The sequence below is a fragment of the Flavonifractor sp. HCP28S3_F3 genome, assembly GCF_052065355.1.
GTDB lineage: Bacteria > Bacillota > Clostridia > Oscillospirales > Oscillospiraceae > Flavonifractor.
Genome location: NZ_JBQHUF010000014.1, coordinates 44,425 through 57,578, shown reverse-complemented (window position 1 = coordinate 57,578; position 13,154 = coordinate 44,425). Strand labels below are relative to the sequence as shown.

General features: G+C 60.4%; 13 protein-coding genes. 9 read left to right on the top strand and 4 right to left on the bottom strand.

Features of this window, described 5'->3' with window-relative positions:
* Positions 1-25 precede the first annotated feature (25 nt).
* Entirely contained in the window at positions 26-1,381 is a 1,356-nt protein-coding gene (locus ACTNB1_RS12270) for a permease prefix domain 1-containing protein (RefSeq protein WP_441169825.1), read from the bottom strand.
* Positions 1,368-1,715 (bottom strand): PadR family transcriptional regulator, encoded by a 348-nt coding sequence (locus tag ACTNB1_RS12265; protein WP_441169824.1) that lies wholly within the window; start codon positions 1,713-1,715, stop codon positions 1,368-1,370. Before ACTNB1_RS12265 ends, ACTNB1_RS12270 begins: the two co-directional genes overlap by 14 nt.
* 134 nt (positions 1,716-1,849) lie before the next feature.
* Between ACTNB1_RS12265 and ACTNB1_RS12260 the strand changes: the two genes are divergently transcribed.
* On the top strand, positions 1,850-2,491 hold the full coding sequence (locus ACTNB1_RS12260) for a YesL family protein (RefSeq protein ID WP_441169823.1): 642 nt from the start codon (positions 1,850-1,852) through the stop codon (positions 2,489-2,491).
* 38 nt (positions 2,492-2,529) lie between these two features.
* On the opposite strand, the gene ACTNB1_RS12255 is transcribed toward ACTNB1_RS12260, so the two are convergent.
* Complete coding sequence (locus ACTNB1_RS12255) at positions 2,530-3,171, bottom strand: GDSL-type esterase/lipase family protein (protein ID WP_441169822.1); 642 nt, start codon at positions 3,169-3,171, stop codon at positions 2,530-2,532.
* Position 3,172: 1 nt separating this feature from the next.
* On the bottom strand, positions 3,173-4,552 hold the full coding sequence (locus ACTNB1_RS12250; protein WP_441169820.1) for an ROK family protein: 1,380 nt from the start codon (positions 4,550-4,552) through the stop codon (positions 3,173-3,175).
* 195 nt (positions 4,553-4,747) lie between these two features.
* On the opposite strand from ACTNB1_RS12250, the gene ACTNB1_RS12245 reads away from it, so the two are divergent.
* The 8 genes from ACTNB1_RS12245 (at position 4,748) to nagA (ending at position 13,092) form a co-directional block, all read left to right on the top strand.
* Positions 4,748-5,959, top strand: a complete 1,212-nt coding sequence (locus ACTNB1_RS12245; RefSeq protein WP_441169819.1) for an AGE family epimerase/isomerase — start codon at positions 4,748-4,750, stop codon at positions 5,957-5,959.
* Positions 5,960-5,969: 10 nt separating this feature from the next.
* Positions 5,970-6,824, top strand: coding sequence for a MurR/RpiR family transcriptional regulator (locus tag ACTNB1_RS12240; RefSeq protein ID WP_441169817.1), 855 nt, complete (start codon positions 5,970-5,972; stop codon positions 6,822-6,824).
* 152 nt (positions 6,825-6,976) lie between these two features.
* A complete protein-coding gene (locus ACTNB1_RS12235; protein WP_441169815.1) occupies positions 6,977-8,326 on the top strand; it encodes an ABC transporter substrate-binding protein in 1,350 nt (449 codons plus the stop codon).
* Positions 8,327-8,454: 128 nt separating this feature from the next.
* Positions 8,455-9,390 carry a carbohydrate ABC transporter permease gene (locus ACTNB1_RS12230; RefSeq protein ID WP_441169813.1) on the top strand — a complete coding sequence of 312 codons (936 nt, stop codon included), beginning with the start codon at positions 8,455-8,457 and terminating at the stop codon, positions 9,388-9,390.
* Positions 9,391-9,407: 17 nt separating this feature from the next.
* Positions 9,408-10,253: a carbohydrate ABC transporter permease gene (locus ACTNB1_RS12225; protein ID WP_441169812.1), complete on the top strand. Its 846-nt coding sequence runs from the start codon at positions 9,408-9,410 to the stop codon at positions 10,251-10,253.
* A 50-nt stretch (positions 10,254-10,303) separates the two neighbouring features.
* On the top strand, positions 10,304-11,209 hold the full coding sequence (locus ACTNB1_RS12220; protein ID WP_441169811.1) for a dihydrodipicolinate synthase family protein: 906 nt from the start codon (positions 10,304-10,306) through the stop codon (positions 11,207-11,209).
* An 18-nt stretch (positions 11,210-11,227) separates the two neighbouring features.
* On the top strand, positions 11,228-11,980 hold the full coding sequence (gene nagB, locus ACTNB1_RS12215; RefSeq protein ID WP_441169810.1) for a glucosamine-6-phosphate deaminase: 753 nt from the start codon (positions 11,228-11,230) through the stop codon (positions 11,978-11,980).
* The gene (gene nagA / locus ACTNB1_RS12210; protein ID WP_441169809.1) at positions 11,971-13,092 is read left to right on the top strand and encodes an N-acetylglucosamine-6-phosphate deacetylase; all 1,122 of its coding nucleotides are present in this window, start codon (positions 11,971-11,973) and stop codon (positions 13,090-13,092) included. Before nagB ends, nagA begins: the two co-directional genes overlap by 10 nt.
* Positions 13,093-13,154 lie beyond the last annotated feature (62 nt).

Here is a 13,154-nt window from a genome sequence, read left to right as displayed (position 1 = left end):
AACCGCGTCTTCCCTTTTTTGCTTGTCAGACTTTTTGAATGGAAATTTTGATCCGGTATTTAGGAAATGAAATCTTATCGCATACATTCTCCCGGGCGATGCGCTCCTCCCGAAAGACCGATAGACACAGCCCGATGAGAAACATGGCCAGCACCGTGTTAATATTGCTGGTGATGAGAGGAAAGGGGCTGCTGAGCAGGGTGAGGCCCAGGTTCCAGGCGATGCTGAACAGGGCCTGGAGGCACAGGGGGAGCAGGGTGGCCAGCACCACCGCCTTTCCCAGCTGGCTGCTCTGCCGCAGGCAGCGCAGCAGGATCCAGACCGCCAGCGTTGCGAAGGCCAGCACCACCAGCAGGAAAGGCAGCCAGCCCAGCCTATGAATCAGTGTGGTGAGAAAGTTGTCGGTGCCGGAGCCCGGTACTGATAGTGCATAGGGCCGGGAATCCGCTGAATTCCAGATTCCTTCTCCCAGCCATTTGGCCCCGGCAATGGCGTTTTGGATCTGGATGGCATGATATCCGACACCATCCGCGAACTGTTCCGGGTGGAAGGCTGCCGCCAGCCGGGCGGAGGCGTAGACGTCCCGGAAGGTATACCAGACTGTCCCGATGGCTGAAGCTCCGGCGCAGGCTGCCGTTACCCACAGAGTTTTCCAACGCCCAATGCCGAACCAGTCCTGCCAGGCCGCGATAAGCAGCACCAAAGTGCCCGTGGACAGCAGCAGGAGAGTGCCGAACAGGTAGGGGGCAGTCTGACAGAACCAAAACAGGGGGAAAACGCCCGCCATGGCAGCCAGCAGGCCGGGCCACCCCTTTTTCCGGCAGGCGTACACCCAGAAGGTGTAGGCCAGAGGGTAGAGCAGCACCACGCAGCGGAGGTAATAATGGACCCCGTTGGGCATCCGATGGGGGAGAACCAGCAGTAGAAAGCTGACGACCAGTGTGCCTAGGTAGACCCAGCCGCCCCGACGGCCCAGCCAACCGTAATCCAGAAAATACCCCACCAGCAGCGCGCCGCTGCCCAGAAGAAAGGCCAGGCCCGCCCGGTAGGGGTTGATTGCCATGTAATAGGCATCCCAGTCCGCCGTCAGCCACACCCGGAGGACGGTTCCGGCCAGAGCCAGCAGGATGGCCAAGGCCAGCAGACCCCATTGAGGCTTGGGCCGATGCATCCGGTCCAGCTCCGCCCCTACGGATACCGGGTCCCCCATTTCCGCCACCGCCATCGCCTCGGCGTCCTCATGGCCCTCGGCGGCAAAGGCGTCCCGCTGGTCCTCCAGATGGCGCTCCAACTCCCAGGTCACCACCGGCCGGGCCCGCCGCCAACGGATCTGCTCGGCCACCGCATCCAGATAGCCACGGATGGTATCAGGCTTCTCCACAGCAGATCCCTCCCTTCAGCACCCGCTGCACCGCCCGGGCGTATTCATTCCAGGACGCCTCTTTTTCCGCCAAGGCGGCATGACCATCCTCTGTCAGGTGGTAGTAGCGCCGGGGCTTTCCCGCAGCGGCCTCCTGCTCGTAGGCGGAGACCAGCCCCTTTTCCTCCAGTCCGTGGAGCAGGGGATAGAGGGTCCCGGCTTTCAGACGAAAGGTATCGTCAGACCGCTGCTTTAAGGTCTCAATCATCTGATAGCCGTACATGTCCTGCTCTTCCAGCAGCTTCATCACCAGCAGCGCCATACTGCCGCTGACCAGACTCCTGTCCAGTTCCATACCCAGCCTCCTATATATAGGTTATCGATATATTGGATTATATATCGGCGGCCTATATATGTCAAGGGAGTTGCGCCTTGTATTTTCATGGAAAATACCCTATAATATAAGAATCATTGACGGCGAAAGGTGAGATGTGCGTGGCAGGAGGCATCTTTAATCCGGAAAACGGATTTTACCAGGTGACAGGAAAAATCGTGGATCTGTTCCTGCTCAGCGTGTTCTGGCTGTTCTGCTCCATCCCGGTGGTGACCATCGGACCGTCCACTGCGGCCCTGTACAATACGGTGACCCGGTGCATCCGGGGCAACGAACGCAACAGCTGGGTCATGTTTTTCCGCACGTTCCGGGATAATCTGAAGGTAGGGGTGCTGACTACCCTGGTCATCCTGCCGGCGGGGGTGCTGCTGGTGTTCCTCCAGGGACTGCTGTACCAGACGGCTGTGGTGGGGCAGGCGGGGTATGTGCTCTATGTAGCCTATCAGATCTTCCTGCTGCTGCCGTTGGGGGCGCTGTGCTATGTGTTTCCCGTGCTGTCCCGCTTCACCTTCCGCACGGGAGGGCTGCTGCTCAACTGCTCCAAGCTGGCTATGGCTCACCTCCCCTCCACTGTGGGGATGGGGCTGCTGCTGGCTCTGTCTATCTGGATCTGTTCTTACATCCCGGTACTGGCCGCTGTTCTGCCGGCGGTGCTGGCCCTGTTTCATTCCTTTCCGCTGGAGCGGATCTTCCGCCCCTATATCCAGGCTCAGCGGGAGGAACAGCAAGAAGAGTAAAAAAGGAGACCGCCTCAAGGCGGTCTCCTTTTTTATCTTTATAATAATGTAGGGATCAGCTGGGCCAAAGCCTCAGCCAGTAGCCGGTGGCTGTCCCGGGTCAGGTGCATGTGGTCCACCTGGTTCTGCTCCAGTCCCAGCGTGTTGGCGTCCAGGAAGGCGCAGCCCAGCTCTTTGGCGGCGGCCCGGAACTGGCCGGGCAGCCGGAGGGACTTCTCCACGCAGCCCTGGCCCATCTCCTGAGCCACCGGAGAGCGCTCCACGCCCTTGCCGATGGCCAGGGGAGCGATCAGCAGGATGTTGGGACCCTTTTCTCCCCAGCAGTCGATGCTCTGGGCCTTCCGCACCAGCCGGGTCATACCCTTGCCGATGGCACAGGCGTTGGCGCTTAGCCGCTCCTTGGTGTCGTTGGTTCCCAGCATGATGACCAGCAGATCCACCGGGGCGTGGCTCTTCAGGCAGGGATAGAGGTAGGGGAGGGCGGGCATACCCTCCTCCACCGGGTCCTCAAAGACGGTGGTGCGGCCGGGCAGCCCCTCCTCCAGCACCAGATAATCCTGACCCAGCGCCCGCTGGAGCAGGCAAGTCCAGCGCTCCTCTTCTCCAAAGCGGAACTGGGGCGCGTCCGGGCTGTAGCCGTGGGTGTTGGAGTCTCCCAGGCAGACGATGTGCCGGCGCATCTTACTTCAGCTCGGGCAGGGAGGCGGCGGCCACGGACTGACCCACCCGGCGGGCCTTTTCGTCGGGCAGGGTGGGATTGATCTTGTCGGCGATCTCGGGGTACTCGTCGGCCAGCACGTTCTTGCAGGTCTCCAGGATGATGTCGCCGCCCTTGCCGGACATGACCCGGCCCAGCAGCAGCACGTGCTTGAAGCCGTAGAAGTGGTGGTACAGGGCCAGAGAGTGGCCCAGGTACACGCCGATGGAGCGGAAAATGGCCTCGGCGGGGGAGTTGGGCTGCTCCATGATCTTCTGGATCTCCTTCAGCTTCTGGGCGGGAGCCAGATCGGGGGAGAGGTTGATGCCGGCGGCGGGAGCCAGCTTGATGACGCCGTCCTGGGAGAAGTACTTCACGCCGCAGCCGATGTCGCCGGACCACTCGTCCTCCATGGCGTTGGGGTTCACATCCACCGGGGCGAAAGCCAGCTCGTTGAGCCAGCCGGTGATGTTGCCGTTTTCATCCACATAGCCCACAGCCTCGCTGGTACCCATGGCGATGCCCATGATGTTGTTTTCCTCCAGGCTCATGGCGCCGGCCAGAGCGGACACGTCACCGTCGTTGGCCACCACGTAGGGCACGTCGCCGAAGGTATCGGTGATGGCCCGGATGTAGATGTCCTTCACCTTGGCATCAAAGTCCTCCTTGGGTACCTTCAGGAACAGGGAGGCCACCATGGTGCGGTTCTCGATGTAAATGCCGGCGGAGGACACGCCTACCGCGTCCACACGAGGCATATGCTCGGCGGCGGACTTCAGGGCGGCCACGATGCCGTCATAGTGGTAGTCCGGATCGGCAGTGACCTTGGGATACCACACCACCTCTTCAGAGAACACAGGCTGGCCGTCGATGACGGCGGACACCTTCCGGTCGGAGCCGCCGGCGTCAAAGCCGATGCGGCAGCCGCCCAGGTGACGGCCTACCGCCTGGGGATTACTCTTCTCGGCGGGGACCGCGTCGCAGTACACCACCTCAAAGGGCTTCTCATACACGTTGGACATGAACTCGGCGTCAAAGGACCGCTTGCCGCCCACACAGTAGGTGGCCTTCATAGCCTCAAAGATCTCCTTGTCGCCGCTGATATATACCTTAAAACCACCCATGTACCACAGCATGGTCTTAATGAGGCGGTCCACATAGTACCGGTCGGCCTCAGCCATGTCGGGGGTGCCGTGGATAAAGGTCTTGTACACTGCCACCTCGCCGCCGGCCCGCTCCACTGCCAGGTCCAGAGGCTTTTTGGCGTCCTTCAGGAAGGATGCGCAGAATTTGCCCAGAGGGAGGAAGCCGGGGTCCAGCTCCGGCACATGCTTGACGGGCACTTCAATTCCCAGATGCTTCATAAGAGATCCTCCTTTAGTTTGTGAGAAACAAACAGCTTTCCTTGCTTATAGGCTACCAGTTTTTTTAAATCTGTCAAGCATATTTTCAGCGTTTTGAAAATTATTTTCTTTTTTCCCTTGACGGGGTGTGTGGCGGCGGGTATGATGAAGGCAGTGAGACCGGTTTTTTATTTTTGAAAGGTGGGTTTGATAAAAATGGATATGACTGCTCGCCTGCAAGGGCATCGGAAGTGGATCCAGGAGGAGCTGGAGCGCAGCGTTTCTTTCTGGCTGAAGAATGGTATGGACCTGGTGCACGGCGGTGTGTACACCTGTCTGGACCGGGAGGGCAAGGTGTTCTCCACTGACAAGAGCGTGTGGATGCAGGGCCGGTGCGCCTGGACGTTTGCCTATCTGTGCCACACCTACGGCGTGAAGGACGAGTGGCTGAACGCCAGCAAGAGTTGCCTGGATTTTATGGAGAAGTACTGCATCAACCGGGAAGCGGGCAACCGGATGTACTTCACCGTCACCGGGGACGGCAAGCCTCTCCGTCAGCGCCGCTACTGCTTCTCCGAGGGCTTTTATGCCATTGCCAACGCGGAGTACTACGGCGTCACCGGGGACAAGGAGTGCCTGGACCGTGCCCGGGCCGCCTATGACCTGATCTGGAACCTGAATCAGGGCCTGATCCAGGACCCCACCGGCATGGGTCCCAAGACCATCCCCGAGACCCGGTCCGGCCGTGCCCTGGCCAACCCCATGATCTACCTGAACATCACCTCCGTGCTGCGCCGGGTGGACCCCGAGCAGGAGGCTCTGTACAACGAGCGGGCCCAGCAGTGTGTGGACGAGATCTTCCGCTACCACTATAAGCCTGAGCTGGGCTGCACCCTGGAGAGCGTGGGTCCCAACGGTGAGTTCCGGGGCGACGTTACCGAGGGCCGTGTGGTCAACCCCGGCCACGACATTGAGTGCTCCTGGTTCCTGATGGAGGACGCCAACCGCAAGGGAGATAAGGACCAGCACGCCACCGCTGTGAAGATCTTCGACCAGGCCATCAATGCCGGCTGGGACTACGAGTACGGCGGACTGCTCTACTTTATCGACTGCCTGGGCCGTCCCCCCGAGGCCTATGAGCACGACATGAAGCTGTGGTGGCCCCATGACGAGATCCTCATTGCCTCTCTGATGATCTACCGCGACACCGGGGATGAGAAGTATCTTACCTGGTTCGAGCGCACCCTGGACTACTGCAAGGAGCACTTCTCCGATCCCGAGTACGGCGACTGGTACGGCTATCTCCGCCGGGACGGCAAGCCCACCATGCCCGCCTGCAAGGGTTCCACCTTCAAGGGTCCTTTCCACCTGCCTCGTATGCTCATCATGTGCGACCAGATGCTGGGGCAGCTGCTGAGCCGGGAGTAAGGTGGCGCTTATGCCCTTGAGTAATGTATTTGAGAAGATCAATACCGAGTACTATGAACTGACCAGCGCGGAGAAGAAGGTAGCCGACTACGCGGTGATCCACCAGCAGCGCACCCAGTTCATGTCCATCTCTGAACTGGCAGAGGAGGCGGGGGTGGCGGAAGCCACCATCTCCCGCTTCTGCCGCCGGCTGGGATACAAGGGCTACAGTGCCTTCAAGCTGGCCATTGCCAACGCCACTGCCGGGCGGAGCGAGCTGCCCGCCCGGGAGGATAAGCTGCTGCCTGCGGACAGCGTGCAGGAGATGGCCCGGAAGGTGTTCGACACCGATCTGGAGGCCATGAAGCAGACCCTGGAGCTGGTCCAGCCGGAGGCCATCCGCCGGGCGGCGGACATGGTGATCTCCGCCGGCCGGGTGCTGTGCATGGGACAGGGCGGGTCCATGATCCTGTCCCAGGAGTGCGCCCACCTGTTCAGCACCATTCAGATGAACTTTACCGCGGTGATGGATTCCCACCTCCAGGCCATCGCCGCCTCTCAGCTCACCCCCGGGGACGTGGTGATCTACTTCTCCTACTCCGGCTCCACCAAGGAGCTGCTGAAGAATGTGCGCATCATCCGGGAGCGGAAGGCCAGGCTGATCCTGGTGACCCGCTTCCCAAAGTCCCCCGGCGCCGCCTTTGCCGATGTGGTGCTCCAGTGTGGCTCCCGGGAGGGCCCGCTGCAGGGCGGATCGGTAGGTGCCCGCATCGCCCAGCTCTACCTGATCGACGTGCTCTTCGGCGAGGTGTGCCGCCGGGATCCGGAGGGCTGCCGCATCCGACAGGAACTGGTGGCTGAGGTGCTTTCTGACAAGCACATCTGACAGGGGCGAATTTGAAAGAAATTTGCAAATTTTCGTGAAAAGAAAAATTTTTTGAAACACTATTGACAAAACCTTTAGCGAACTGTACAATCTATACAACGGGTCCTTTGTAGGGAAGAAGCAATTTTATTAAAAATGAGGAGGATACGACAATGAACATGAAGAAACCCCTTGCCCTCCTGCTGGCTGCTGGCATGACCCTCGGACTGGCCTCCTGCGGCAACGGCACTCAGGGCAGCACCGAGTCCCCCGCGGCTGGCGGCGAGACCGGCGGCTCCAACACCGGCGCTATTGAGCTGAACCTGTGGTCCTTCAACATCGGCGGCTTCACCGACGCTGCTGCCTGGGAGCCCATCGTGGCTGCCTTCAACGAGGCCAACCCCGACATCAACGTGACCGTCACTCCCATCAACTATCAGGACGGCGACCAGAAGCTGACCACCGCCATCACCTCCAAGCAGGCTCCCGACATCATCTTTGAGGGTCCCGAGCGCATCGTGGGCAACTACGCTCGCAACGACCTGATGGTGGACCTGGGCGACCTGTGGGAGAGCGGCGGCTCTGACATCGCCGAGGGTATCTCCTCCGTGTCCCAGCTGGATGGTACTTACTACATGTATCCCCTGAGCGTTGCCGCCCACTGCATGGCCATCAACTATGAGGCCTTTGAGGCTGCCGACGCCCTGCAGTACATCGACGAAGAGACCCGTACCTGGACTACCGACAACTTCGTGAAGGCTATGGAGGCCATCCGTGACGCCTCTGCTGCCGGCACCATCAACATCACCGTGCCCGGCATCATCTACTGCGGCGCCCAGGGCGGCGACCAGGGCACCCGCGCTCTGGTGAACAACCTGTACTCCGACTACTATGTCACCGAGGACGGCAGCTCCTACAACGCCAACAGCGAGAACAACGTGAAGGCCCTGCAGCTGCTGCAGAGCATGGTGAACAACAAGTCCATTTCCGCCAACGCCAGCTTCGCCGCTGCCGACGAGCTGCAGGCTTTTGCCAACCAGACTTGTGCTGTCACCTTCTGCTGGAACTACTCCAACTACACTCAGTATGCTGAGCAGACCCAGTTCACTCCCTTCGCCATGGCTTTCCCCTCTGACGACGGCGAGCCCGAGCTGGAGATGGCTGGCCCCTACGGCTTCGGCGTGTTCGACAACGGCGACGAGGCTAAGATCGAGGCCGCCAAGAAGTTCATCGACTTCGTGTGCAACGACCAGACCACCGGCGTTGAGGCTGTGAAGACCACCGGCTTCTTCCCCGTGCACTCCGAGTGGGGCGACGTCTATGCCGACGCTGAGGACGCCGATCTGCGCGCTCCCTTCGCTCTGATGAGCAACTATCTGGGCCGTTACTACAACCTGACCGGCGGCTGGACTGAGCAGCGCGCTCTGTGGTGGCCCATGCTCCAGGCGATCATGACCACCGGTGCCGACGCCCAGACTGCGGCTGACGACTTTGTGCAGCAGGCCAACGCCAACATCGGCTGATCCTGACCGTTACGGTCTGACATCAAGCAAGAATGTTGTGCCCGCTCCCTGTGAGGGGGCGGGCACAGCTTTTTATCCCGGTGTGAATCCCGGGAAAGCGAGACTACGTTGAAAGAGGGGAGAGACTCATGGCGCAAAACACCGCAGCGGCTCCGGCCAAGCGGAAGCCGAAAAAGGAAAAGCGTTCCCAGTTCTCCGGCATGAGCAAGGCATTGGTCCGGAGAGAAACCATTTCCGCTTACCTGTTCCTGCTGCCCAGTCTGATTTTCTTTGTGTCCTTCGTGGTGGTACCCATGTTCATCTGCGTGTTTTACAGTTTCACGGAGTATGGCCTGGGCGGCATCAAGGGCTTTGCCGGACTGGACAACTACATCAAGCTGTTTAACGATCCCATTTTCCACCGGGGCTTCCTGAACACGGTGCTCATCGTACTGGTGGCGGTGCCCACAGTCACCGCCTTCTCCCTGTGGGTGAGCTCCGCGATTTACAAAATGCACTCTGTGCCCCGCTCCTTCTTCCGCTGTGTATTCTACCTGCCGGTGGTTACCGGCTCCGTGGCTATCACCGTGGTATGGAAGTGGATCCTCCATCCCTACTATGGCATACTCAATCAGCTGACCGGCACCAAGGGCTTTGACTGGCTGGGCACTTCGTCCACCGCCATTTGGTTCATCATTCTGATCCTGTTCACCACCTCCATCGGCCAGCCCATCGTGCTGTACGTGGCGGCTCTGGGCAACGTGGACCAGTCCCTGGTGGAAGCGGCTCAGGTGGACGGCGCCACCAAGCTCCAGGTGTTCTGGAAGATCAAGTGGCCCCAGATCCTGCCCACCACGCTGTATGTGCTGGTCATCACCACCATCAACTCCTTCCAGTGCTTCGCTCTGATCCAGCTGCTGACCAAGGGCGGACCGCTGAATTCCACCATGACCATCATGTATCAGGTATACGATACCGCATACCGGCTCAACGATCTGGGTTACGCCAACGCCATCGGCGTGATTCTGGCCATCATCATTGCCATCTTCTCGGCCATCCAGTTCAAGCTGGTCAAGACAGACTAAGGGGGGAGTGAGAGAACATGAAAGCGAAAAATACGGATCTGAGCGGCACTTCCACCGGCTACAAGGTATTTTCGGCGGTGGTGCTGATCCTGTTGGCCATCTTCTTCCTGTTCCCCCTGTACTGGATCGTGACCGGTTCCTTCAAGAACAAGATCGAGATCAATGCCAACTATCCCATCTGGTTCCCTCAGGAGCCTACCATGGACAACTATGCGCGGCTGTTTGAGCATCCCGCGTTCCATTGGCTGTTCAATATCATCTTCATCTCCGCCATGGCTATGATCCTCACCTGCCTCACCGCCGCCCTGGCCGGCTACGCTCTGGGCAAGAAGCGGTTCTATGGCCGGGGCATCCTGTTTACCATCATCATCTGCGCCATGGCCCTGCCCAAGCAGGTCATCGTGATCCCCCTGCTGCAGGAGATGACTTTCTTCCACATGAACGACAACCTGTGGGCCGTGATCCTGCCCACCGTTGGCTGGCCTTTCGGTGTCTTCCTGATGAAGCAGTTCTCCGAGACCATCCCCAACGAGATCCTGGAGGCTGCCCGCGTGGACGGTGCCGGTGAGCTGCGCACCTTCTTCAGCGTGGTGTTCCCCATGATCAAGCCGGGCATCGGCGCGCTGGCCATCTTTACCTTCGTCAACACCTGGAACGATTACTTCCTCCAGCTGGTCATGCTCACCAGCGACACGAACTGGACCCTGCCTCTGGCCATCGCCAACCTGCAGGGCGAAATGTCCAGCGACTTCGGTCTGATCATGGCCGGTGCGGCCCTGGCCGCCATCCCCATCGTGGTGGTGTTTATCGCCTTCCAGAAGTACTTCACCCAGGGCATCGCCATGGGCGCAGTCAAGGGCTGATCCCTTTCTTTGTGTGTTGTTTTTAACTTTTTTGAGAGAAGGAATATATCATGAGCGATCTGAAAAAGTACCAGGGCGTAATCCCCGCCTTCTATGCCTGCTATGACGAGGCCGGCAACATCTCCCCCGAGGGTGTCCGTGCCCTGACCCGCTACCTCATCGACAAGGGCGTCAACGGCCTGTATGTGGGCGGCTCCTCCGGTGAGTGCATCTACCAGAGCGTGGCTGAGCGCAAGGTGGTACTGGAGAACGTGATGGCTGAGGCCAAGGGCAAGGTGGTCATCATTGCCCATGTGGCCTGCAACAACACCGCCGACTCCTGTGAGCTGGCCGCCCATGCCGAGAGCCTGGGCGTGGACGCCATCGCCGCCATCCCTCCCATCTACTTCCACCTGCCTGAGTACGGCATTGCCCAGTACTGGAACGACATCTCCGCCGCCGCTCCCAATACTGACTTCGTCATCTACAACATCCCCCAGCTGGCCGGCGTGGCCCTCACTCCCTCTCTGCTGGCTGAGATGAAGAAGAATCCCCGGGTCATCGGCGTGAAGAACTCCTCAATGCCCGTCCAGGACATCCAGATGTGGCGTGACGCCGGCGTGCTGGTTTTCAACGGTCCCGACGAGCAGTATGTCTCCGGCCTGGCCATGGGCGCCTGCGCCGGCATCGGCGGCACCTACGCCGTCATGCCCGAGCTCTTCCTGAAGGTGTATGAGCACTTCCAGAAGGGCGAGATGGAGCCCGCCCGTGAGATCCAGAACGACATCTGCCGCATCATCTACAAGATGTGCTCTGCCCACGGCAACCTGTATGCCGTGATGAAGGCTGTCCTGGCCAAGAACGGTGTGAACTGCGGTTCCGTCCGCAAGCCCATGCCCGGCCTGATCGACAGTGACGCCGCCGTGGTAGACGAGGCCGCCGCCATGATCGCCGCCGCCATCGCCAAGTACTGCTGAATATAGGAGAAGATCGGTATGCGTATTTATCAATCGGAAGATTACAATGCCATGAGCCGTCGGGCGGCCAACATCATCTCCGCCCAGGTGATCTATAAGCCCGACTGCGTGCTGGGTCTGGCTACCGGCGGTACTCCTGTGGGTACTTATAAGCAGCTGGTGGACTGGTACAAGAAGGGCGACCTGTCCTTCGCCGAGGTCCGGTCCGTGAACCTGGACGAGTACCTGGGCCTGTCTCCCCACCATGAGCAGAGCTACCGCTACTTCATGCAGGACAATCTGTTTAACCACATCGATATCAAGCCGGAGAACACCCATGTGCTCAACGGTCTGGCTAAGGACCCCAACGCCGAGTGTGCGGCCTACAACAAGCTGATCCAGGACCTGGGCGGCATTGATCTGCAGCTGCTGGGTATGGGCCACAACGGCCACATCGCCTTCAACGAGCCCGGCGACGACTTCGGCCTGGAGACCCACGTGGTCACCCTCACCGACCGCACCATCGACGCCAACACCCGCTTCTTTGATAGCCGGGACGACGTGCCCCGTCACGCCCTGAGCATGGGCATCAAGAACATCATGAATGCCCGGCGGATCCTGATGGTGGTCAGCGGCGAGGACAAGGCGGACGCGGTGGTGAAGGCCTTTGCCGGCCCGGTGACCAAGGATGTGCCCGCCTCTGTGCTGCAGCTCCATCCCGACGTGACCCTGGTGGCTGACAAGGCCGCCCTGAGCAAGCTGGTGGAAGCGGGTGTGCCCGTATGCGGATAACCGGCGGTCAGGTTTTCGACCTGCATGAGGGGTTTGTCGAGCGTGACGTGTGCTTTGACGGCCGTCTCCTTTCCAACTCCAGTGACGACGGCCAGAGCTATGACGCTTCCGGCTGCTACGTGATCCCCGGCCTCACCGACCTGCACTTCCACGGCTGCAAGGGGTATGATTTCTCCGATGCTGACCCGAAGGGATTGGAGGTCATGGCTGAGTATGAGCTGTCCCGGGGCGTGACCCAGATCTGCCCCGCCGGCATGACTCTGCTGGAGGAGCAGTTGACAAAGGTGTGTCAGGTGGCCGCCGCCCACAAGGAGGCCGACAAGCCCGGTGCTGCCCTGTGCGGTATCAACCTGGAGGGACCCTTCCTCTCCATGGCCAAGAAAGGCGCCCAGAACGGCGCCTGGCTCCACGCTCCCGACGTGGCCATGTTCCGGCGGCTGATGGCCGCCTCCCACGGTCTGGTGAAGCTGGTGTCTCTGGCTCCCGAGGAGCCCGGCGCCATGGAGTTTGTGGAGGCTGTGGAAGGGGAGGTCACGGTATCCCTGGCCCATACCACGGCAGACTATGACACCGCCATGGAGGCCTTCCGGCTGGGTGCCCGCCAGGTGACCCACCTGTTCAACGGCATGCCTCCTTTCAGCCACCGCGCTCCCGGCGTGGTAGGCGCCGCCCTGGATACTCCCCTGTGCAAGGTGGAGCTGATCTGCGACGGCGTCCATATCCACCCCTCTGTGGTGCGGGCGGTGTTCAAGATGTTTGGTCCCAAACGGGTCATTCTGATCTCCGACACCATGCGGGCCGCCGGTATGCCAGACGGCGACTACACCCTGGGCGGTCAGGACGTGACCGTGAAGGGCAAGCACGCCACCCTGGCCGACGGCACCCTGGCCGGCTCGGTGACTGATTTGATGAATTGTATGAAGACCGCGGTGTCCTTCGGCATCCCCCTGGCGGACGCGGTGCGGGCGGCGGCGGTGAACCCCGCCAAGGCCATCGGCATCTTCAGCCGTGCAGGCAGCCTGGAGCCCGGCAAGCGGGCCAACGTGGTCATTCTGGACAAAAATCTGGACGTCAAGGACGTCTTTTTCCGCGGCAAGCTGGTGAGCCGCTGAAGCACGACCCCCAAATCAGGCCTCCCGGCCCTACTCCATTCCCATAGGGCCGGGGGAGCTGT